This window comes from Colwellia psychrerythraea (assembly GCF_000764225.1).
GTDB lineage: Bacteria > Pseudomonadota > Gammaproteobacteria > Enterobacterales > Alteromonadaceae > Colwellia > Colwellia psychrerythraea_D.
Genome location: NZ_JQED01000056.1, coordinates 101,159 through 123,582, shown reverse-complemented (window position 1 = coordinate 123,582; position 22,424 = coordinate 101,159). Strand labels below are relative to the sequence as shown.

Annotated in this window: 17 protein-coding genes; 11 read left to right on the top strand and 6 right to left on the bottom strand. The window is 36.9% G+C overall.

All coding sequences use genetic code 11. The features are described 5' to 3' along the window. Nucleotides 1-142: 142 nt before the first annotated feature. The 6 genes from glnS to ND2E_RS00865 all read right to left on the bottom strand — a co-directional run bounded on the left by glnS (nucleotide 143) and on the right by ND2E_RS00865 (nucleotide 8,191). Nucleotides 143-1,813, bottom strand: a complete 1,671-nt coding sequence (gene glnS / locus ND2E_RS00840) for a glutamine--tRNA ligase (protein WP_033095882.1) — start codon at nucleotides 1,811-1,813, stop codon at nucleotides 143-145. A 263-nt stretch (nucleotides 1,814-2,076) separates the two neighbouring features. Next, nucleotides 2,077-3,363: an HD domain-containing phosphohydrolase gene (locus ND2E_RS00845; RefSeq protein WP_033095881.1), complete on the bottom strand. Its 1,287-nt coding sequence runs from the start codon at nucleotides 3,361-3,363 to the stop codon at nucleotides 2,077-2,079. A 246-nt stretch (nucleotides 3,364-3,609) separates the two neighbouring features. After that, nucleotides 3,610-4,020 (bottom strand): hypothetical protein, encoded by a 411-nt coding sequence (locus tag ND2E_RS00850; RefSeq protein WP_033095880.1) that lies wholly within the window; start codon nucleotides 4,018-4,020, stop codon nucleotides 3,610-3,612. A 237-nt stretch (nucleotides 4,021-4,257) separates the two neighbouring features. Further along, nucleotides 4,258-5,271, bottom strand: a complete 1,014-nt coding sequence (locus ND2E_RS00855; RefSeq protein WP_033095879.1) for a glycosyltransferase family 2 protein — start codon at nucleotides 5,269-5,271, stop codon at nucleotides 4,258-4,260. Between the two features lie 13 nt (nucleotides 5,272-5,284). Next, entirely contained in the window at nucleotides 5,285-6,550 is a 1,266-nt protein-coding gene (locus tag ND2E_RS00860) for an oligosaccharide flippase family protein (RefSeq protein ID WP_052057078.1), read from the bottom strand. Between the two features lie 174 nt (nucleotides 6,551-6,724). Continuing rightward, nucleotides 6,725-8,191, bottom strand: a complete 1,467-nt coding sequence (locus ND2E_RS00865; protein ID WP_033095878.1) for a sigma-54-dependent transcriptional regulator — start codon at nucleotides 8,189-8,191, stop codon at nucleotides 6,725-6,727. Between the two features lie 386 nt (nucleotides 8,192-8,577). Here ND2E_RS00865 and ND2E_RS00870 point away from each other — a divergent pair, with 386 nt between their 5' ends. From ND2E_RS00870 to ND2E_RS00915, 11 genes are all read left to right on the top strand, one after another. Further along, nucleotides 8,578-9,309 (top strand): putative nucleotide-diphospho-sugar transferase, encoded by a 732-nt coding sequence (locus tag ND2E_RS00870; RefSeq protein WP_033096003.1) that lies wholly within the window; start codon nucleotides 8,578-8,580, stop codon nucleotides 9,307-9,309. 856 nt (nucleotides 9,310-10,165) lie between these two features. Then, nucleotides 10,166-11,095: a WecB/TagA/CpsF family glycosyltransferase gene (locus ND2E_RS0122090; RefSeq protein ID WP_223303717.1), complete on the top strand. Its 930-nt coding sequence runs from the start codon at nucleotides 10,166-10,168 to the stop codon at nucleotides 11,093-11,095. Then, nucleotides 11,095-11,775, top strand: coding sequence for a sugar transferase (locus ND2E_RS00875; protein ID WP_033095877.1), 681 nt, complete (start codon nucleotides 11,095-11,097; stop codon nucleotides 11,773-11,775). Before ND2E_RS0122090 ends, ND2E_RS00875 begins: the two co-directional genes overlap by 1 nt. Before the next feature lie 295 nt (nucleotides 11,776-12,070). Continuing rightward, nucleotides 12,071-13,348, top strand: a complete 1,278-nt coding sequence (locus ND2E_RS00880) for a polysaccharide biosynthesis/export family protein (protein ID WP_081962136.1) — start codon at nucleotides 12,071-12,073, stop codon at nucleotides 13,346-13,348. A gap of 7 nt (nucleotides 13,349-13,355) precedes the next feature. Then, the gene (locus ND2E_RS00885; protein WP_033095876.1) at nucleotides 13,356-14,768 is read left to right on the top strand and encodes a GumC family protein; all 1,413 of its coding nucleotides are present in this window, start codon (nucleotides 13,356-13,358) and stop codon (nucleotides 14,766-14,768) included. A gap of 264 nt (nucleotides 14,769-15,032) precedes the next feature. Beyond that, nucleotides 15,033-16,301, top strand: a complete 1,269-nt coding sequence (locus tag ND2E_RS00890) for an O-antigen ligase family protein (RefSeq protein ID WP_033095875.1) — start codon at nucleotides 15,033-15,035, stop codon at nucleotides 16,299-16,301. Further along, nucleotides 16,294-17,439 (top strand): polysaccharide pyruvyl transferase family protein, encoded by a 1,146-nt coding sequence (locus tag ND2E_RS00895; protein WP_052057073.1) that lies wholly within the window; start codon nucleotides 16,294-16,296, stop codon nucleotides 17,437-17,439. Before ND2E_RS00890 ends, ND2E_RS00895 begins: the two co-directional genes overlap by 8 nt. Then, nucleotides 17,399-18,343 (top strand): glycosyltransferase family 2 protein, encoded by a 945-nt coding sequence (locus tag ND2E_RS00900; protein WP_052057072.1) that lies wholly within the window; start codon nucleotides 17,399-17,401, stop codon nucleotides 18,341-18,343. The genes ND2E_RS00895 and ND2E_RS00900 overlap by 41 nt, the downstream gene beginning before the upstream one ends. A gap of 239 nt (nucleotides 18,344-18,582) precedes the next feature. After that, complete coding sequence (locus tag ND2E_RS00905) at nucleotides 18,583-19,974, top strand: FAD-dependent oxidoreductase (protein WP_081962155.1); 1,392 nt, start codon at nucleotides 18,583-18,585, stop codon at nucleotides 19,972-19,974. 132 nt (nucleotides 19,975-20,106) lie between these two features. Beyond that, nucleotides 20,107-20,739: a pseudouridine synthase gene (locus ND2E_RS00910; RefSeq protein ID WP_033095997.1), complete on the top strand. Its 633-nt coding sequence runs from the start codon at nucleotides 20,107-20,109 to the stop codon at nucleotides 20,737-20,739. Between the two features lie 573 nt (nucleotides 20,740-21,312). Continuing rightward, nucleotides 21,313-22,413: a glycosyltransferase family 4 protein gene (locus ND2E_RS00915; protein ID WP_033095874.1), complete on the top strand. Its 1,101-nt coding sequence runs from the start codon at nucleotides 21,313-21,315 to the stop codon at nucleotides 22,411-22,413. Nucleotides 22,414-22,424 lie beyond the last annotated feature (11 nt).

The following is a 22,424-nucleotide window of genomic DNA, read 5'->3' as shown; positions in this document are numbered from 1 at the left end:
GATTGATATTCACCTAAAGCTAACTGATTTAGTAAAAAAAAAGCCAATGGTAAGTTTAATTAACTCGCCATTGGCTTTTTCACGAACATACAATGCAAAATGTTAATGTATTAACTGCATCTTTCGCTAATTTATTACTAGGCTACTGCCCCATTTTAGCCCAAGTATCTCGCAGACCAACTGTACGGTTGAAGACTAATGCTCCAGGCTCTTTAATATCATTATCTAAGCAAAAGTAACCTTGACGTTCAAATTGATAAGCAGATTCAGCTTTTGCCTCTGCTAATGCTGGCTCAACTTTAGCACCCGCAATAGTCACTAAAGATTCTGGATTAATGACAGAATGAAAATCTTCAGCTGCTGCTGGGTTTGGCACAGTAAATAAACGATCATATAAACGTACAGTTGCATCTAATGATTTATGAGCATCAACCCAATGTATAACACCTTTAGGTTTAGTGCCATCGGTCGGGTTTTTACCCAAGGTATCTTCATTATAATTACAATATACGGTTGTAACATTACCCTGTTCATCTTTGTCGCAGCGAGTAGCGGTAACCACGTATGCACCACGTAAACGAACAGCTTTATCAATGACTAATCGCTTATATTTTTTGTTAGCTTCTTCTCTAAAGTCTTCTGCTTCAATATAAAGTTCTTTAGAAAATGGCACAATACGCGTTCCTTGCTCATCATCACTTGGATGATTTTTGACAACAAGATCTTCATTTTTATCTGCTGGGTAATTTTCTATCACCAATTTAATCGGATCTAAAACTGCCATAGCACGTGGAGCATTATCATTTAAGTCTTCGCGAATACAAGCTTCTAACACACTCATTTCAATAGTGTTTTCCATTTTGGTCACTCCGATTCGCTTAGCAAATTCGCGCATTGAAGCCGGGGTATAACCACGTCGACGAAATGCAGCAATGGTTGGCATACGCGGATCATCCCATCCATCCACTAACTTATCTTCTACCAGAGTATTTAGCTTTCGCTTACTCATTAGCGTGTACTCAAGATTCAAGCGCGAAAACTCATATTGATGAGGAGTACTTGGCACAGAAACGTTTTCAATGACCCAATCGTATAAACGTCGGTTATCTTGAAACTCTAACGTACAAATAGAGTGAGTTATACCTTCTAATGCATCAGATAAACAATGGGTAAAGTCATACATAGGATAAATACACCACTTATCCCCTGTTTGGTGGTGATGAGCAAAGCGCACACGATAAATAATTGGATCACGCATACACATAAAGCTTGAAGTCATGTCTATTTTCGCGCGCAAGGCACAAACACCTTCTTCAAATTCACCATTTTTCATCTTAGTAAATAAAGCTAAATTTTCTTCAACAGACGTATCACGGTATGGGCTATTTTTACCTGGCTTATTCAAAGTACCGCGATATTCTCGAGTTTCTTCCGCATTTAGGAAACAAACATAAGCTAAACCTTTTTCAATAAGTTCAACGGCAAAACCGTGTAGTTGATCAAAGTAATTTGAAGAATAATGAATATCCCCAGCCCACTCAAAACCTAACCATTTCACATCTTTTTGGATAGCATGAACATAATCAATATCTTCTTTTTCAGGGTTGGTATCATCAAAACGTAAATTACATAAGCCTTTATAATCTTGAGCAATACCAAAATTTAAGCAAATAGCTTTTGCATGACCAATATGTAAAAAGCCATTTGGCTCAGGTGGAAAACGGGTTTGTACACTTTTGTGTTTACCACTCTCTAAATCGGCATCAATGATATTACGAATAAAGTTTGTTGGGCGGTTTTCGGTATCCGACATGAAAATAAACCTCTGAAATAACCTAATACAATTGGCTCAGCTTATGATGCCAATTGGTATGAAGCTTGGTATAAAGTGCGCTTTACGCACAAAGATATGGGGCATTATAGCAAGTGTTTACGGGGGAGAATAGCGTTAGATAAGAGTATATTGCTTAATACTCTTATCGAAATATGGGGGTTATTCAGTTATCGCGCTTCTTACGTATATTTCGTGTTCAAATCCCGTTAATAAAGGCCTTTTTATTTCCACATTACAACATATCAACGGGCGTAAATAAGAAAGAACTCACCTTGACTCTTTTCAATATCGAGCAGTCTATCAATATGGTGCTGCTCTAGTTTAGTTTCTCTAGTTAACATGATCTTTTTATCAGCATTGACAATGTCCCTAGTTAATTCCATGCCTTCTCGTAAATCACTGCAATTGAGTAGGTAATCGACTTTACCTTCACTGGAACTCGGGTGCTCTTCCAATATGGTTAAATAGTGTTTCACTAAACTTGGATCAAACATCGTTTTAGCCAACTCTTTTAGTCTGTGTTTAGCCCCAACGGTAGTTGTTTTAACCGATGATTGCCGTCCATTAACTAAATTATCATACATTGAAACTATGGCAATAATACGTGAGCCTAGCGGTATTTCTTCCTCTGCTAAGTGCTCTGGAGCCGAAGTCCCGTTATAATTTACTGGAATGTTTTTAATTATCTCAGCAACATAAGAAAGTTCATCGACTCTTTTAAGTAGTTCGTAACTTTTTTGATAAAAACCACTGTATAGATTTTTTTCCTGCTGAGTCATGGAATCAAAAGGTTTGCTAAGCAAGGTTTGTTCAAGCGATAACTTACCTGTTTCGTATAATAAACCAGCTATATAAATCTGAAACGTGGTGAGTTTGTCACAAGAGTGCCTTTCTGCAATCATTCTGGCATGAGCAGCAATACGGAAATTATGACGCGAGCTATCTTGATTGTGCAAACAAATCGTTTCAGCATAAATATCAATGAAGGTCGAAAAGGTCTTTTTAAGGCGACCAAAGTTATTCGCTTCGCGAGTAGAGATAAGCTTTAATTTTTGTTGATTCTTATTGGTTTCTAACTCAAGCGAGCTATTAATCAGTGATAATTCTGCATTTTTAGCCAAATTAACTTTCAATAACTGCTTAGTTTTTCTTTCATTAACGTACAATTCATACGCATTTTTCAGTTTACTTACAAGTTCTTCATTGTCCCAAGGCTTTGAAAAGTAGTGAGATATTTTACCTTCGTTGACAGCTATCACAGTTGAATTGATATCTGCATGGCCGGTTAATAAAAACCGTTTACAGTGCGGGTTAATTTCAATAATTTTCCCTAAGAAAGTTGCCCCATCCATAATAGGCATTCTCATATCAGTAAGAACTAACGGAATATTAGGATTATCTTGGTAAAAACCAATAGCTTCATTAGCATCCGTAAATAAATACAACGTAAAATGTTTGCGTAAAACACGATTCAAGGCATTTAACACTTCCTTTTCATCATCAAGTATTAGTAATGAAGTTTTTTCCATTGATTGTTCCTTGGTTATCGGCCAACTAATTAGAGCTCAAAAACAAACATTGTACAATATGTTTGGGTAATTATAGTCGTGTATTCATATATATAACTGTTACTAGTGAAAGTAAAACTTTTCTGTAAAGAATAAAGTAAGCAAAAACAACACAAATATATTTCATTTATGATGTCTAGTGAAGAGCAGAAAAAAACCATTATAATTCCTTCCAAGTATATGAATATTGTCTAATTAACTATAAATTTAAAAATAACTTGTGAATTTATCCCAGACACCTAAGGACTCATTTGGAAATAAATCAATTCCTAACCAGGATTTGAGTAGGTAAATAAGTACAAAAGTACATCCAATAACAAATAAACCAATCATAAATAGAATGAACAAAACCATAGTAAAAGCTATACAGCGCTCTGCCGGTAAAAGTCCTCTTTTGTTTACACCAACAAGAAACACAAGATAAAAACTCCAAGGAATGAAAGGCAATGCTAACGTAGGTCTAAAATCTACCGTGTGTTGGCGCCAATGCTGCGTGGTAATACTTTTTTGTAATGCTTTACGCTGTTCGTAGGTAAAACTATCAGCAACAGACTTTTCCATACCGCTAAAAAGTTGTTTAAGGCTTGAGCTTCTAGCTGACTTTTTAATACGATTCATATTGCCTCTGAATGTTACGTTGGATTACTTTTTAGCTATTTTACTAGCTAGCACTACTGATAAAACTTCTTCAATATGCAAGGTCAGCCAGTACCAAGTTTAGAAAATAGCCGTTTATTTCTACATCGCTCACTACAATATTTATGGCGGTTAACTGCGTTAATTCATCCTAGATAGAAGTAAAACCAAACCTTAAAACAGTTAAGGTCGCCTATTGTGAATAATAAGGTTTATTAATTACGACTTGATTGAACTATTACCAAAATTCAACATGGCATATCGCTCTATACGGCTGTATAACTTACTTGGTAAAAATTTCATCCAGGCGCAACACAAAGTCATGGCCGTACGATTAGGCTCTTGCAGCATAATTCGATAATTGCAATAAATAGCTTGGTGAATAAGCTTAAAGGCATTGATCTTGCTCTTCGACTGTATTGCTCTTCTAGCTAGATACCTTAATTGATACGCTTTTGCTAAGCTGTAAAACTGTTTAAAAAAAGCTGGATGAGATGCTTTATTTAACATGACAGCATGTTGCCAACTTGCAAACTGTTTATTTACATCTGCCGAAAGACCGGAATCATTAACTCGGTAATAAGTTAATGGCGTAATAATGCCTTCAAACTGCCAATTTGTATTCAAAGCTATGCGTGTCCAAAGCTCAATATCTTCAGACTGCCTTAAATTTTCATCAAAATACATTTTTCGGTATTTGTCTTTTTCAACCCCAAAATAGCCAATTTCTGACAATACACATCTTCTAATGACGGGTGAGGAACCATTGCCAACAGGATTACGGCAAAAAATATGCTGTTTAGTAATATTGTTAAGTTTAGGAAATTGACCTACGCCTAAAAGTGCACCTTCCTCATCAATAAATAATGACGGGCAATAACTGATCCCTACTTTGGGGTTGGCACTTAAATGTTGAATATGTTTAGCTAGCTTATCTGCTGCCCAATAATCATCTGCATCCAATAAGGCAATATAAATTCCTCTAGCAGCCTCTATACCTGTATTGCGAGCTCCCGATAAACCTCTGTTAGCTTGTCGAATAATACTAATACGGGGATCGCTAAATTTATTTACTATGTTCAGTGTATTATCTGAGCAGCCATCATCCACAAGAATCAATTCAAAGTGATGGTAACTTTGATCGAGGACACTGCTAATACTTTGTTCTATATATTTTTCAACGTTATACATAGGTATAACGACCGAGACGACTGGAATTGAAGTAGTATTCATGTGTTTTCTCCTATCAAATGGCAGTACGAAAATTGCTAGCAAAGGGCTTTATAAGCTTCATTAAATAAATTGGCACTAAACAAAATAAACTACTAAAGAAGATCGCCAGTGCGAACTCCATAGGTTCATTTGGAGTTATGGAAAACAGCGTTAAGAGACTTACAAGTAGACAGATTAAGCGAGTAACTGTCTCACCATGATATTGTTCATTGACACGTTGCAAACAACAAACAATATCTATCATCAAATTAGGCAGAGCGACTAAACATAATATTGTGATGATAGGCACCACTGAAGACCACTTTTCGTCAAATAAGAAAGGGACATAGAAAGGTGCTATCAGCGCTTGAATAACAAACAACAAACTAATGATTAAAGAGAGTGCAATTATTTTTTTTTGTTGCGTTAATAGCTGACCTTGTCGCTCTAAATCGCACAAATACGGAAACAAAGCCCCCAAATAGACTTGACTGATAGACTGACTTAAACCTACGCCCGCATTTTTCGCAAAGGTGTAAAACCCAAAGAGCTCAGGTGTTAATAACTTACCTGCAATAAAAGTATCTGCGTGTAATCGAATACCCCGCAGAAACTCGGTATTAAACAATTTCCCTGAGGTTTGAAGCATTTGATGAATAATAGAGAGGTTACAAGCAACCCCGTATGATTTAACGGGTGTAAATGAAAACAATAAAAGCCAAAAGAGTGAAAAAGCAATTTTACCTAAAGCGACTGACAAAATGTCAGCTCCAAATAAAGCAGCTAACGCGATTGTTACATTCTCTATTATTACGCACACCCCATTTCTAATACTGTACCAGCGCATTTTATTTTCACGCTGTATTAAAAATATTTTAATGCTAACCCATGGATACAAAAGATAAATGATAGCCATAGTTTGCAATAACAGAGTAATCTCATCGTTGTCGTAAAGTGAAGAAAGATAGCTTGCCGAGCTGTATTGGCCTATCGCTATAGTTAAGCAAATTCCCCATTGGATTATGACGCCATTTTTAGCAAAGCTTTCTAATTGAGAGGGTTTACAGTTAATAATTTGGCTACCCACACCAGCACGTAACAACAAGCCAAAAACATCATGAAATGCTAATGCTAACATGGCGGTACCATAGGACATTGGAGATAACTGAGCAGCCAACACAATAATAGTGAATATACGGGATATTTTAGCTACAAGCTCCGCACTGAGTAACCAAAGAGTATTAGATAAAAGTTCAATGACTGAATGTAACTGTATTTTAAATAAATGTAGCCACTGCATTAGAATATTCCTGAACCATTGTTAATTAACAAGGTAGTTTCAAGATTCATTCCAAGATGTGACTTTATTTAAAGTACTGATATATAATAATTTTATTTTTTACAGAAGATAAAAACCGTAACGATTTGCATGATAAAAATAATTACGGGAGTTATTTGCATTATAAGAATACTGTTATTCTGCTGGCGTTGTTTGCCATTGTTGTATTTTTCGATACAAGGTTGATGGACTAACGCCTAATTCACTCGCTGCTTTAACAATATTATCCTGGCATGAGTCTATGGCCTGTTCAATGGCCTGTTTCTCTACCTCCGCTAAGGTAATAATTGAAGTCGGCGAATGGTTAATCTGATGAGAACTGGTATGTTGATTGTTCTGATTTACTAACGAAGTATCGCTTGGTGTATTAGAGTTTAACGTTGGTGCAACTTGTTTACTTTGTCTTCCAAGTTGTTGAGCAATTATTTTCTCTGAAATGAGTGGCCCTTCAGACATAACAGTTGAACTATGAATGATATTTTGTAACTGGCGAACATTACCTGGCCATGAATATGACTTGATCAATGCCTCTGCCCCTGAAGAGAATCCGGCAAACACTTTACCTTCAAGGTCACTAAAATGGCTTAAGAAGTGTTCCGCCAATTTAATAATATCATTATCTCGTTCATTTAATGCCGGTAAGTCGATAGAAATAACGTTTAATCGATAAAAGAGATCTTCACGTAATTTATGTTCAGCAATGGCAATTTGTGGCTCTCTATTCGTTGCACTAATAAAACGAATATCCACTTTTTCCTCTTTTCCACTACCAACCTTTTGAAAACAACCCGTTTGGATAAAGCGTAAAAGTTTAGCTTGTAAACCAATATCCATTTCACCTATTTCATCAAGAAAAAGGCTACCACCGTTGGCCAGAGAAGCAGCCCCATCTCTATTGGAAACAGCGCCAGAGAATGCGCCTTTAATATGCCCAAATATTTCTGACTCCATCAATTCTGACGGAATCGCAGCACAATTAAGGGCAATAAAAGGGCCATTTTTCCTTTTGCTCAGTCGATGAATCGCTTGTGCGGCAACCTCTTTACCTGCACCACTTGGTCCTGTAATAAAAACAGAAGCGTTACTCGGTGCGCTTTGTTCGATACAAGAATAAACAAATTGCATCGCCACTGAATCACCAATAAATCCTTCAAAACTAGATTTGTGATATTTTTGGTACTGATCAATTGTTCTTCGCATTAACGTTCGTTCAGCCAAAACCTGTTGTAACTGCAGTGCTTGCTTCAACTTTATTATAAGGTCGAAGTTATCCCAGGGTTTCTGTAAGAAGCCCCAAACATGGCCATTGTTGATTAAGTTAACCATCATTTCCATATCGCCATGACCTGTTAACACCATACGTACCGTTTCAGGTGAAATTTGAGCCACCTGTTCTAATAGTTCATTACCATCCATTTTGGGCATATTGAAATCAGATACAATGACATCTACAGGGCACTCATTAATAATATTGAGTGCATCTTGCCCATTAGAAGCAGTTAAAATAACAGCATCCATTTTTTTTGTAATGCGCTGTAACGAACGCAGGATTTCTGGTTCATCGTCTACAAATAAAATTCTAGATTTATTTAAATTCTGCATTTCTAGTCCTTAAAATTGCGAGTATTGTACAGTTAAATTATATGGGGAAAACGCCCTGCAGCCGATTGTATAACTGCGGTTTACTCGATAACTTTTACTTAATAAATTACAAATAAAACAATATATATCAACATCCTTAACAAAGCTTGATTGTAATTAGAATAAGGTTTTATTTCTATAGATAAATACTAGTTGATATTCACCACTAATAAATTATAGATCAGTAAATATAACCGTTAATCACCAATAATAGCAAAACATACTTAAAATCAATCACATAGAAAACAAATAAGGCAGAACAAATATTTAGTGATAACTATGGAGCAAAAATTGCTTATTAACTTTAAAAAGGAATGAATAATGGGTTAACAGCGAAGGTGAAACATATGCAACATAAAACATTAGTACTTAGTATTGCTTTAAACGGCTATCAATGGATGTATCAACGGGAATTGAAATCTCATCGACACTATGCACAAAAATACGGTTATGTTCACCAGGCAGTGACTCGGCCTTTTATTTCAGCGCTCGGGGTAGAATGCTGTTGGCTTAAGTTAACGTTAATCCGAGCAGCTTTATTATCAGGCTATGACAACGTATTGTTTTTAGATGCTGATGCTATGGTTAGTCAAAACTGTCCCGATTTAACGTCTGTTTTTCAGGAAGGTAAATATGTTTATATGGCAAAAGGTTATTCTAATCGATTCAATTCAGGCGTGCTTTTAGCGAGACATAATATAAAAACCATCGCATGGCTAACGCAGGTTATCAACGCCCGGCTTAATGAAGTACAAAGAGAAAATAATGTTGGTTGGGGAGAGAATGGGCATGTTATTGAATTCAGTAAAGGCGTGCCATTTATAAAAGAGCTTGAAAAGAAGTGGAATAACACCTTCGATTATCAATTAACCGATTATATTCGTCATCGCAATTGTGGCCCTATGAGAACGGGTGTGCTCAATAATTTCTTTCATCAAGTTGTTTTTTTTCTATCCGCTCGGTTAATAGCTTATAGTAATAAAAAGAAGGGAGTCTCTAGTAAAGAACCGAGTGAAGATACTCTGTCACAAGAAACAAACGAAATATTATCGCTCTATAGCAAACTTGTCTGTCACTAAAAATCATATACCCGCTCCACTTGAAGATGTACGTTTCAGGAAACCAGAGCGAATCATAATCAAGGCACATTTTTTTGTTAAGGGTAGTACAGGAGAATATGCTGCTGCATTCTCTAATAAGCAACATCCATGTAGCGACCTTATAAACAAATGTAACGACGGGTATGGTTTGCTCAGTTTTCCCCAAAGGGCTGGTTTATAAACGCTTTATACTACGTTATTGATTTCGACAATAGAATAACTACTCTCTTCAATCAATGTCTTATCTAAAGGCGTTTATAATTCCAACTGAATCCTGCATCTTCAAGTAGAGCGGGTATACATATTGCAAAATGATAATCAAATTTTTATTTTGCAATATATTAACATCACAATCGGCTCCAACAACCACAAAGAAAAACAAAACTTATTAATTTACAACAAGATAAAATATTTTCACAGATTGGCATAGCTTAAGCAAAGAATCAGTTAACCCTCAACGATAAGGTTAACTGAAATGAAAAATACTAAATTCTCACTTCAAACGACGTCTCTATCTCTTAAGCATTATGATTCTATAAATCATCAATACAATGGACCTCATATTGATCGCCCTATCGCACTGATACTTATGTTAATCCTTCTTCCCTGTTTTCTGATAAATACAGTATTGGCTCTATGCACTAATAAATGCATATTCACGAGGAAACAAAAGACCGACGCTTTAAACAGAACGGTTTTGTTACCAACCTTTAGCTGTGGTATTTGGGTAAAAACTGCCATTTTATTTGATATTTACGCAGGAAAAATTTCATTCTGCGGTATTCCTCTAACTCACAGTCTCTCGCCTGATATACAGTTTTGTGTGCTGAACCAAATGAAGTGTAAAGCCGGCCTTTTTAGTTTGTATGATTTACACCTTAGAACAGGGTTAACTGTCATGAATAAAGAGCAATTACTTGAGCAACAACTTAATGGCAATACGACTGATTATTTGATGCTAATCATCAAGAGTTTTATGGCCATTGTTCTATATGGTCGAGCAATAACAGTATTAAAAAAGGCTAAGTCTTTATCTTTATTTGGTTTGCACGTTAAAAACACAACAATGGCAGAAGCTGTCGACTGGATTACACAAACACAAGCTGACAACACACAAATAGGTTTTTTCGTCAATGTACACTCAATTAACTTGTCGATAAGCGATCCAACATTTTTTAATCAATTATCAAATGCAAATGCTCTATTCGCTGATGGCTCTGGTATGAGATTAGCAGCAAGAAAAGCCGGTTTTCAGTTAAATGGCAACAATAATGGTACAGACATGCTGCCTTACCTTTGCAAAAGCTGTATTAAACGCAAGCAATCAATCTATTTTTTCGGCGCTGCTCCTGGTATTGCACAACAAGCAGCCCGTAAATTATGTAAGAAGTATCCTGATCTTAATATAGCTGGTACAGAGCATGGTTATAACGAAGGTAAGCATACCGAGCAAATTATCGAATCAATTAATAACAGTGGTTGTGACATTTTGTTAGTCGCAATGGGTTCCCCCCTTCAGGAAGAATGGTTACTTAATCACAGAGATAAGCTGCATTGTAAAACCGCATTAGCGGTTGGTGGGCTATTTGATTTTTATTCCGGCAATATATCTCGCTCCCCTTTATGGTTAAGAGAAATAGGTATGGAGTGGGTTTGGCGTTTATTGCAAGAGCCTCGCAACAAATTTAATCGGTATGTTATTGGCAACCCCATTTTTTTATATAGAACCTTCGTTCTTGGTTTAGTTAATACTGGAGAAAAATAATGACTATTCAAACTTTACTGCAAGTTAAAAATAACGCTTTATTTACTGGTACTCAAAAAACTAAGGAGAAAAACTATAGACATAAAGGGATCCCAGTTATTTTGCAACAAACAGTTGCTCTGATCGCATTACTATTCATAAGTCCGTTACTCTTATTAGTGTTCATTTTGATCAAAGCCGAAAGCTCAGGGAGTGCTTTATTTTCTCAAACAAGAGTAGGAGAAAATGGTCGTCATTTTAAAATGTATAAGTTTCGTTCAATGTATTTATCGACAGACCCTAAATATCAAGAACCAGATCCTGCACAAAGCTCTCGTGAAGGTGTTTGCAAAAAGTACATTAATGACCCAAGAATTACTAAAATAGGGCAATTCATCAGAAAATATTCGATAGATGAAATACCACAGTTATTTAATATTGTTAGAGGCGATATGTGTTTGGTAGGCCCTAGACCCGCATTATCTATTGAAACCTATGAATATGATAATGTTGTTCAAACAAGACTATTTACCAAACCAGGCCTTACGGGATTATGGCAAGTATCTGGCCGTGCAGACACTAATTTTGAAGAACAATTACAATTAGATAGAAGGTATATCAAGCAGCAGAGCTTTTTAATGGATTGTAAAATAATAGTACTAACAATTCCTGCAGTGTTAAGTGCAAAAGGCGCTTATTAATATTCACCATTTATTATCTGCAAAACATAATTAGGTTTTGGCCTTTAACAACTAAAGTGAATTGATAACATTAAATATCAATTCACTTTACTATCATAACTATGTATGGCTATTTTCTGGTAAATAGCATTTTGCAAAAGTTAAAAAACGCATTGCACATTGCAAAAACACCTCATGGACCACCCAAATAACGTAACAATAACCCCTTAAAATACAACAGGTAACACCGACAATAACACTTGGTACGTTAAGTGCTACAACTCTTTATATAGCTAACGACATTATGGAGAATATTATGCTGTATCACCTAGTTTATAATTATAAAATGATACCAGTACTTGTTGCTTTAATAGCAGCAATAATGACACAAGGTTGTGCTAAGCATTCTTCAGAAAATATAGATAAATCTGCGCTTCGTTTTTATGGTAATCCGACTGACAATGGCGATGATTTTATGCATGAAAAAGCCCCCGATAGTTTCTTTGCCGATGGCTTAAATTGCAGTCAGTTTCAAAACATGGGGGCCGCATTAAATTATAGAACTGATAAACCTATCAATTTAAACACAGCTAATATAAAAGCTTCCGCAAAAAATGATCCTATCCTAGCGCAAGGCTTACTGTTAAGCCCAGGGGATCTAGTAGAAGTGATTATAGAAGATGGTGAAGGCTTCAATGGCCGTTACATTGTTGATAATGCCGGTTATGTTAAATTGCCAATTATCGGTGTTATTGAGGCAGGCGGAGCAACGACCAATACATTGGAAACTAAAATTGAACTCGCCCTTATTAGAGCAGAAATATTTCAGCCAGACAGCGCAGGCGTAACAATATATGTGTTGAATTGGTCATCAATTGAAGTTGCCGTTGCCGGTGCTGTTTTTGAACCAGGCACTGTATTAATCAATAAAAAACCTATAGGAATTCAAAACGCTGAGCACTTAGAAGCGTTTGGTGACTATTCAACTACGCGTTTATTGTCTGAAGCAATAAGAGCGGCATCAGGCATTAGACCCGATGCCAAATTAGATCAAATAATTTTAATACGTAAAGGCTGGCAAGTACAAATTGATATGACAGGCATGTTAAGTGGCAATCTAGTAAGTGATTACCCTTTAGTCGCCGGTGACAGAGTAATAGTACCTAGTACAGGATGTTTTCAAGCGCATTTAGTTAGACCAAGTCAAATTACCCCTAAAGGTTTTCGTGTCTTTATGTCCAACTTAATTGATTCTGCTGGCGATAATTCAAGTGCCGCCATTGGCAGATTTTCAACAAGCTTACCCTATGGTACACGTTTACTTCAGGCAGCGGTTTCTGCTAATTGTGTTGGTGGTAAAGAATGGACTAATGCACCACGTAGAGTTGTGCTTTCAAGTAAAAATCCAATAACAGGTGAAACACAAGTCATCGAACGCTCGGTTGAACAGTTGATGACTATGCCTAATAAAGCGCGTATTAATCCTTACCTGATGCCAAACGATGCAGTTGCATGCTACGACTCAGATATAACCAATTATCGGGATATCGCTAAAACTCTTACAGATATTATTATTCCATTCAAATTATTATAGGTGATTTATGAAGTATCCTATTGTTCCACTAACAAAATTTGGATTATTTAGAGCACAAACCTACGCGGTATTGAAACGTCCCTATTTGGTTATAGCTTTAATTTCTTATTTCATGGTTGCTCTGCTAGTAATTATTTATTTAAATAAAGCTCCCTCATTTACCAGTGATATGGAAATGGTATTACCAGGTACAGGTAGTAGTAACAGTGTCTCATTGGATAATGTCGGTCAAGTTGTCTCACAAACTAACACGCCTTTTTCTGGAGGTGGGTTTAACCCGCGTGTTAATTATAAAGAAATGTTATCAAGCAGGGGCGTAAGAGCTCGCGCCGCAAAAAAACTTGACCTTACCCTTGAAGATTTCGGTGAGCCTAGAATTAAACTGACCGAGCAAACCTCAATCATTGCACTTGAAATGACAGCTCATGGTCAAGAATTAGCACAAGCAAAAACACTCGCCTTATATGAATCTCTCCAAGATGAGCTAAGTAATTTAAGAGCCGATGAAGTATTACGTCGAGACCAAAGTATTGAACAAGTGCTAGACCAATACCGAGAACGCATGAATATAACACGTAATGCTATTGTCGATTTTCAACAGCGGTCGATTGTAGTTTCAACGGATCAAATGGAGCAATTAGTAAGAACCCTTTCTGGCGTCAAAGAAAAACATCTTTTTGTCAAAGCCGAAGCAAAACAATTACAAGAGTATATATATCAGTTAAGTGACGAATTAGGCGTATCACCCAAATTAGCTGGACAAGCTTTTGCACTTCAATCTGATGTTGAATTTCGTGCTTACATTACTGAATTAAAGGAAAGTATTACCCAATTAACCGAGTACAGTTCACGATGGGGCGTGAATCACCCTAAAGTTAAAGCACAACAAAAAAGATTGAACTTTACCCGTGTCTCGATTAACGAACGCAGTAATCAAATGTACGGTTTAAACTCTAGTGAGATATTTAATTCATTAAATTTAGATTTAAACCCAAAACGTTCTGAATTATTTGCTGATTTAATTGACGCCTATGCAAAGCAAAAAGGACAAGAGTCAATGCTGGAAGATTTAGGACGCTCTGCCCTGCACTTGGGAGACCAATTAAAAGTTTATTCACGAGAAATTGTCGAATTAGAACGCTTACAAAGAGAATTCAACATGGCAGAAGCAATATTTACCTCCGCAGCAGCACGACTTGAAGCGAGTAAGTCAGATGTTTTTGCCTCTTATCCTGTGCTGCAAATGTTAACAACACCATCCTACCCAATAAAACAAAGCAGCCCTAAAAATATTATTGCTTTTATAGGTGCAATAACTGGATTTGTCTTTATCACATTAGGATTAGTTATCTTATCGCAACGTAATAAGTTAATTCAGGTACTACTTAAAAAAGAGGTGAACAATTCAGATAACAGTTAGCTTATCAAACACAAACCATGAATTGCAAAATAATAAAAGTCTTTTTTATTTTGCAATTTACCTGGATTTACCTCCTCACATCAAAACTCTAGAAATAAGAATATTTCTTTAATATCAACGGACTATAATTTAACCTTAAGTTTGGCATACCTTTAGCAATACAAAGAGTAACAATAACATTTTAGGCAAATAACAAAGTAAGCTGCCAAAGCATAATACTTTTAAAACAGCCTTTGTATTACTCACTATTGGACTCATGCTCTTATGACAACGAAGCAATTTATGCCAAACTCTACCGAAGAAAGACTGATCTGGTTTGGCCTAACGTTGACCTATCCATTCTTCGCTTTTGGTGGCCTTTACATTATGGGTTCAGTTCTAGGTTGGATGATATTCGCCGTAGTGTTATTACGTTGGTACGTTAATGGTAAAGATAAGTCATCAGTCATACCTGCCATTACTTGGTTATGGGTGTTTGGCGGTCTATTTATGTTATTAGCGTTACTTATTGGCCATTCAAATTGGGATCTAGGTGTTGCTAAAACGATTAAGTCATCTATTGGCTGGGCAAAAGGTTGGGCCCTTATGCCGCTATTTCTATTTATTGGGACATTTGTTGACATAAAACCGCAATTAATTGTAAGAGCTGTCTGCATAGTTTCATTTCATTCATTAATTTTTGCGCTTGTTACCATTGTTTTTTATTTGGCCGGTGCTCATGGCGACCTATTTATTTCACCGTTAAAAGTTATTGGTGGCCCAGGCGAAACCTTTTTCACAGTCAGTTTGTTCGGCTTAAACCCTGAAACAGGGGCAGGCCGTTGGAGGTTTTTTACCCCTTGGGCACCAGCAGCAGGCTTTATGGCCTGCATATTTTTAATTTTTACCTGTCAAGAAAAAGATAATTTTTGGAGAAATGCCGGTTTATTAGGTAGCTTTGTTATGTCTTTGCTGTCTCAATCACGTGCTGGATGGGTTATTTATATTGCCTTAACCCCACTATGTTTCTTACATAAACATTTTAAAAATCCAATGTTATTAATCCTTATGGGCTTAATAATTCCTGCCATAACATTATTAGGCGAGCCTTTATTTAACTGGATAAGCAATAGCTATGCCGATATCAAAGCTTCACGCCCTGAATCAACTCGCGTACGTAAAACGTTAGAAGTTTTAGCACTACAGCGCTGGGAGTCTGAAGCACCAATTTGGGGACATGGTATCGTCGAAAGAGGTCCTAAAATTGTTGAAGGAATGCCGATTGGCTCGCATCACACTTGGTATGGCTTGTTATTTGTAAAAGGGATCGTTGGTCTATTAGCGCTAGCAATCCCATTAACTTTTACCTGTATTTATTTGTTTTGGCACAGCCTGAAAAGCCAAGTTTGTTATAGCGCAACATTAATGCTTGTTGTCTTTATCTGTTACTCATTTTTCGAAAACTTAGAAATTTTAAGTTTTATTTACTGGCCAGCACTAATTTGGATTGGTATTGCGCTAAACCCATTAAAATCAGGAGAAAAATATGTTTAAGAAATATGACGCTTATTTGGTTGGCTATTACGGTATGCGAAATAGCGGTGATGACGCCCTAATGTACGCCACGGCATGGGCAGCTAAAAACATTCTAGGATGTAGCAACACTAAAGTAGGCTTATATGGTGATTACACCAGAGAAACCCAAAGCGATAATCAACTTCCTCTTAAGTTTACTCAGCAATTTCCTGGACAAAATAGGCTACTGCATTATAAAACGGCCATTCAAAGTAAACGTATTATCTTTGGCGGTGGATCAGTTTTACATAGCGAGCACGACATCAACCTTAAAAGACAGCTAATGTCTTTAGCTAACCAGAAAAAAAGCTTAGCCGTCGGTATTGGAATCGGCCCATTTAACTCTGTAATGGCTGAAAAATCTTGTGCAAAATTTTTGGATGAATGTGGCTACGTGGGTGTAAGGGATCATGCGAGTTTAGCCATAGCACAATCTATTGCGCCTAATGCAAATGTTCATAAAACTTTTGACTTAGCGCCATTGTTATTATGCTCGAAACAATACAAAGCACCAACTAAAGAACGCAAAGGTATTGCCTTAACCTTATGTTCAGTTGCCATCGATGCCATGGGTAATACCGATCAATTCGAAGAAGAAAAAAGAGTAGAACAATTTGTGCAATTAATTACCAAACTTTATGCTAAAACTGGTGAGCCTATCACGCTAATTGAGTTTAACGGGCATAAAAAGTTAGGTGATTGGCAAATCAATAACACTATTATTACCCGCTTACTCGATAAGTACATTCCAGTGTGCATTAAAAAGTATGAGCCAAACCCAATTATCTTACTAAATCAACTCTCAGGCTACAAAGCTATCGTAAGTATGCGTTTACACGGTGCTATTTTGGGGTATTTAGCAAACACTCCCGTTTTATCAATTAATTATCATAGTAAGTGCAACGGTTGGTGTGATGAAGTGGGCATGCCAGAAAACTATAGAATAGATTTACTTAACTTAAATATTGAAAAAATCGTTTCGCAAATAACTCTTGGTATTTCAACTACATTTCAGCAACCGTCTTTACCAATAAACAAAGCGTTAAAAAATTCTTTATCTAACTGGAGTATTCAAAATGAACAACTTAAATTTTACCGTAATTATTCCACTATTTAATAAAGCAGAACATATTCTAAGAACGCTGCAAAGTGTCGAGTGGCAGAAGTATCCTGCAGCAGAAATCATTGTGATTGACGATGGCTCTACAGATGAAGGTCCTGCCCTTGTCAAAGAAGCGAACATAAAGAATGTAACTCTGGTTCATCAAAAAAACCAAGGGGTATCGGCAGCTCGCAATAAGGGTGTAGCCTTGGCCAGCCATGAATATGTTGCCTTTTTAGATGCAGATGACCAATGGTTACCTTTATTTTTAGACGAAGTTGCTCGCTTAATTATTAAATTCCCACAAGCAAAATTTTTTGCTACTCGCTATCAAATAGTCGAATCTCAAGGTAACTATTGTGATGCTAAAATTAAGCTAGAGAGTACTAACCCTGAAGGTGTGATATTAGATGACTATTTTAACGTCGCTTCTCAAGGAGACTTACCTTTTACCATGTCCTCTATGGTCATTCAGCGTTCATTCTTTATGTCCATTGGTGGTTTCCCACTTAATGAACCTATTGGGGAAGATCAAGACTTATTTTGTCGTGTTGCTTTAAGCACACCTATTGCCTATTCACCAAACATTCACTCTCTTTATCATAAAGATGCACAAAACCAAGCCAGTAAAATGAATGTCCCTACAAGGGAATGTGGTTTCAGCATTCGTATAACCAAAGAAGCCAGAAAAGATAGCAGAGGAAAGAGTGCTAGGGATATGCTAAAATATAGCGCTGCGCATTTATGCCACCTAGCAAAACTCAATATTGGTAATGGGAACTTTGCTAAAGCAAGAACCTTGTTGTCAGATCCTCGTTGCAAATTAAAGCCAAAACATTTAGTTGGCCTTTATGGTCTTTCATGGATACAACAAACCACTCAATGGTTAACAAATGCCATTCATTACAAGCAATTATAATTTTAAGAACTCAATGAGCTCTTTTATATGTTGGATCAAACCCTAGTTATGATTTTACGGGATAATAAGCGCCATAGTCATAACATTACTATTAACCTAGCTGTCACTGTTTTGGTTAATATGCACTTTATTGGGTATTGGTTAACAATTTATTTTTTAAAGAGGAAGTAGAAAAGTTGAAAAATGAAGCTATTCACTGGACTACTTGTCAGGAGTGTCAAGGACGCGGCAAAAAAAACATGCGCCTTCGTAAGAAAGTAAGATTACGTTACCAACGGGACTTAGCGCAATTTGAAAAAACAAATACCGAAGGAATAGCACCTATTCGCCCTAAGGGACACCTATATGACTGTGTGCACTGTAGTGGTTCAGGCTTAACTCGCTCTGTTAGCAAGGCTAAAACGAATACTGAACAATACCCACACGTAGCGATTATTGGTGGAGGCATAGGCGGAGTAGCTTTAGCGGTAGCATGTTCGCACCGTGGTATCCCTTATACCCTCTATGAACGCGATAGTAGCTTCGATGCTCGCTCTCAAGGTTATGGACTCACCTTGCAACAAGCCAGCAAGGCGATCGAAAGCTTAGGTATTTTTTCTTTAAAAGATGGACTGATTTCAACAAGACATGTTGTTCATACCACCGAAGGTATAGCAATTGGAGAATGGGGCATCAGAAAATGGCTCCCTAGTGATATAAAATCCTCGGTCAAACGCAGAAACATTCATATTGCACGGCAGTCATTACGCTTAGCTTTGCTTGAACAACTCGGTGGTCACGATGAGATACAGTGGGGACACCAGTTAGTCGATTATAAAGAAAGCGAGGGGGGAACTGTTGATCTGAGTTTTCAGGTTGACGGAAAAGAAGCAATAAAAAGCGTCAAGGCGGACCTTGTCGTGGGAGCTGATGGTATTCGTAGTTCAGTCAGGAATTTATTAATAGGTGAAGAGGCAAGCCCCTTACAATACCTGGGTTGTATCGTTATCTTAGGTATTTGTCCTTTGGCTGCTCTCAATGGACTTGAAAACTCCTTGTTGGACTCAGCTACCGTATTTCAAACCGCCAATGGCCATGAGCGAATATACATGATGCCTTATACATCAGACTCGGTAATGTGGCAGCTCAGCTTTCCCATGCCTGAAGAGGAAGCTAAGGCATTAAGTGCCCTAGGACCTCGAGCTCTCAAAGAGGAAGCTTATCGTAGATGTCAGTGGCACGATCCCATTCCTCAGATTTTATCGGCAACGTTAGAAGCTCAAGTGTCAGGCTATCCAGTGTACGATCGAGCCCTACTCGAAGCTGAATTATTAGAAAAAGCAGCGCAAGTGACCTTGATTGGCGATGCTGCTCACCCCATGAGCCCTTTTAAAGGTCAAGGTGCCAATCAAGCTTTATTAGATGCACTTGCGTTGGCTCGTAGCATATCAAAAGAATGTAGACCTTTATCACAATGGAGAGAAACAGGGATAAGAGAAAGTGTATTAACTAAGTTTGAATCAGAAATGTTAGCACGCAGTGCTTCCAAAGTTAAAGGTTCAGCTGAGGCGGCAGAATTTCTTCATTCTGACATTGTACTTCATGAAGGCGATGAGCCTAGAGGACGTTGTCTACAAAGAGTGGATGAATAAAACTCTTTTTATATAAGTGAAGTTATTCGTTATCGTTATCCCCTTAGCATCACATTTAGCAGATACAGTGCATCTAACTCAGACAACCGTATAATGCGAGACCACATAGACTAGACGATAAAAGCCATGTTAATACCAAACACTAACCAAACTAACTTAGCAGAACTCGCTGAGACTAACCAAAATCACCAGCACTTCAAAATATTTAAGCCCTATGGTTTTTTAAGTCAGTTTGTACCCGAATCACGCAAGAAAAAACATCTACTTGGCGAGCTATTTAACTTCCCCGATAAAACCATGGCAATTGGGCGATTAGATCACGACTCTGAAGGGTTATTGTTACTCACTACTGACGGTATGATGAGCTATCAGATTAGAAACAAAGGGATAGAAAAAGAGTACTACGTGCAAGTTGATGGGACGATCACGGTAGATGCAATATCACAGCTGCAAAATGGTGTTGAGATCGGCATTAATGGCACTAAATATCTAACCCTACCTTGTCAAGCGTTCAAGCTAGACTGTGAGCCGAAACTCCCAACTCGTGGTCGTAAAATCCGCGATCCGAGACATGGCCCTACTAGCTGGATTTCCATAACGCTCGGTGAAGGAAAGAATCGTCAAATAAGAAAAATGACTGCTGCTGTCGGCTTTGCTACATTAAGGCTGGTAAGAGTTAGAATTGGCAACATCCATATCGATAGCTTGATTGCCGGTGATGTTGCAACGCTATCTAATTTTGACGCTGCACTTAAACGCCAATAGTTTTAGGATTAGTCTAAGGACTCTGCATAATAGTGACACAGCAATACAAAAAGCAATAGTAAAACCAGGCATTGCTAGGGAAAGCATTGTTAATCCTAGCTAAGAATTCTGATGTTCTGCTATACGAAATCAGGCCTATCATTAAATAACCTAAACTCTGTGTAAGAGATATTTAATCCATTGAAACATCTACACAAACCATTCCGTTGACTTTCTGGCTTGATAGTTTTTCTTAATTCAAGGTAAATTTCGCGTCAATAGCTGGTCTATTGCAAGTAAATTTAACGCAGAAGTTAGGAAAAATAGCTGCTAGATAAACATTTGTTAAGCCGAGTTCAGGTTAAATAGCTTAATTTATGAAGTAATATCACTGAAAATGTACAAAAACATATCAATATAAATTGTATTTAAAGCAATGTTTGTTTGTACTTGAACTTGCTTATCAGAGTTTATAGCACCGTAATATCAGTCAAAAATTTAAGCAAACTAAAGATTTACAGGCTAAAATAAAAATAATGCTTTTATTAGTAAAGCGAGAAACACTTGGCGTTGAGATTTTCATGGGGAAAAGTCATGATTAAACGGGTGTTAATTTATGATCCTGTACCACATAAGGATTTGTCTAAAACAGTAATGAAAACAATAGTCGCTGAACTACCCAGCAGCATTGATGTATGGGTTATTTCAAATGATGAAGAGTCATGGTGCAATAGCAATGTTCACCTAGTGAAGTTATTTTCTCCTCACTTTCTACAAAATAAAACAAGCGGCATATTTTACTTTATCAAACATATTATCTATTTATTTTCACTGATCTCAAATATGATGAAATTACAAAGATTCAGAAAAATCATTGGTTTTTCTGGGCCGAGTATTGATTTCTCACTTTACCTACTAAGTGAACTGGTCCACATAGAAATCATACAACTAATTCAATGTAATACTGCAAACTCTAGGGTTGAAAATTTTGGTCTAAAGCGGGCAAGTCAGGTGTTTTATTTACCATCAACTTACCACCCCATTTTGCCCGTATTAAAATTGCAGCATAACTATAGCGATAACGATTTGATAAAGAAAAACGATATACCTTTTGTAAATGATCTAAATAGTCCAACAAATAAACGACAAGAGAGTAATAATCAAATTAGTTTTCTATGGACCGCCTCTTTATTAAGATGGAAACGTATTGAATTTTTTATCAATGCACTGGCCAAACTAAATAATCCCCATGAAAATACGGATAAATACTTTTCAAATCTTTGTTATATTGAGCCAAAAAGTAAAACTTATTTAAATATAGAGACCTTTGATACAGTTAAAAAAATCCGCTGGTATTTAAAAGCTAAAAAATTAAAAGACTTTCATGCTAACTCATCAATATTCATCTCTACTTCTAAAAATGAAGCTTTTGGGCTATCTATTTTAGAATCAATGGCAGCTGGACTAGCTATCGTAATCCCCACTGATAGTGCCTATTGGGATCAACACCTCACTGATGGATACGACTGTGTAAAATATACGCCAAATAATATAGAAAGTTTAATTCAAGCCTTAACTCGGTTAGTCGATGATCCCACTCTATTATTAAAAATTTCTCAACAAGCTAAACTGTCAGCACAACAATATTGCAACTTATATTGCTACTCTCACATTATTAAATGCATTCCCAAATAGATAAACACTTT

Bases quoted from the DNA above. Each gene is read 5' to 3' on its own strand.
- ND2E_RS00885 (WP_033095876.1), top strand. From the start codon at position 13,356: ATGAAGTATCCTATTGTTCCACTAACAAAATTTGGATTATTTAGAGCA.
- ND2E_RS00900 (WP_052057072.1), top strand. From the start codon at position 17,399: ATGAACAACTTAAATTTTACCGTAATTATTCCACTATTTAATAAAGCA.
- ND2E_RS00850 (WP_033095880.1), bottom strand. From the start codon at position 4,020: ATGAATCGTATTAAAAAGTCAGCTAGAAGCTCAAGCCTTAAACAACTT.
- ND2E_RS00890 (WP_033095875.1), top strand. From the start codon at position 15,033: ATGACAACGAAGCAATTTATGCCAAACTCTACCGAAGAAAGACTGATC.
- ND2E_RS00915 (WP_033095874.1), top strand. From the start codon at position 21,313: ATGATTAAACGGGTGTTAATTTATGATCCTGTACCACATAAGGATTTG.
- ND2E_RS00875 (WP_033095877.1), top strand. From the start codon at position 11,095: ATGACTATTCAAACTTTACTGCAAGTTAAAAATAACGCTTTATTTACT.
- ND2E_RS00855 (WP_033095879.1), bottom strand. From the start codon at position 5,271: ATGAATACTACTTCAATTCCAGTCGTCTCGGTCGTTATACCTATGTAT.
- ND2E_RS00895 (WP_052057073.1), top strand. From the start codon at position 16,294: ATGTTTAAGAAATATGACGCTTATTTGGTTGGCTATTACGGTATGCGA.
- ND2E_RS00870 (WP_033096003.1), top strand. From the start codon at position 8,578: ATGCAACATAAAACATTAGTACTTAGTATTGCTTTAAACGGCTATCAA.
- ND2E_RS00860 (WP_052057078.1), bottom strand. From the start codon at position 6,550: ATGCAGTGGCTACATTTATTTAAAATACAGTTACATTCAGTCATTGAA.
- ND2E_RS00880 (WP_081962136.1), top strand. From the start codon at position 12,071: ATGCTGTATCACCTAGTTTATAATTATAAAATGATACCAGTACTTGTT.
- ND2E_RS00845 (WP_033095881.1), bottom strand. From the start codon at position 3,363: ATGGAAAAAACTTCATTACTAATACTTGATGATGAAAAGGAAGTGTTA.
- ND2E_RS0122090 (WP_223303717.1), top strand. From the start codon at position 10,166: ATGAAGTGTAAAGCCGGCCTTTTTAGTTTGTATGATTTACACCTTAGA.
- glnS (WP_033095882.1), bottom strand. From the start codon at position 1,813: ATGTCGGATACCGAAAACCGCCCAACAAACTTTATTCGTAATATCATT.
- ND2E_RS00865 (WP_033095878.1), bottom strand. From the start codon at position 8,191: ATGCAGAATTTAAATAAATCTAGAATTTTATTTGTAGACGATGAACCA.
- ND2E_RS00905 (WP_081962155.1), top strand. From the start codon at position 18,583: ATGCGCCTTCGTAAGAAAGTAAGATTACGTTACCAACGGGACTTAGCG.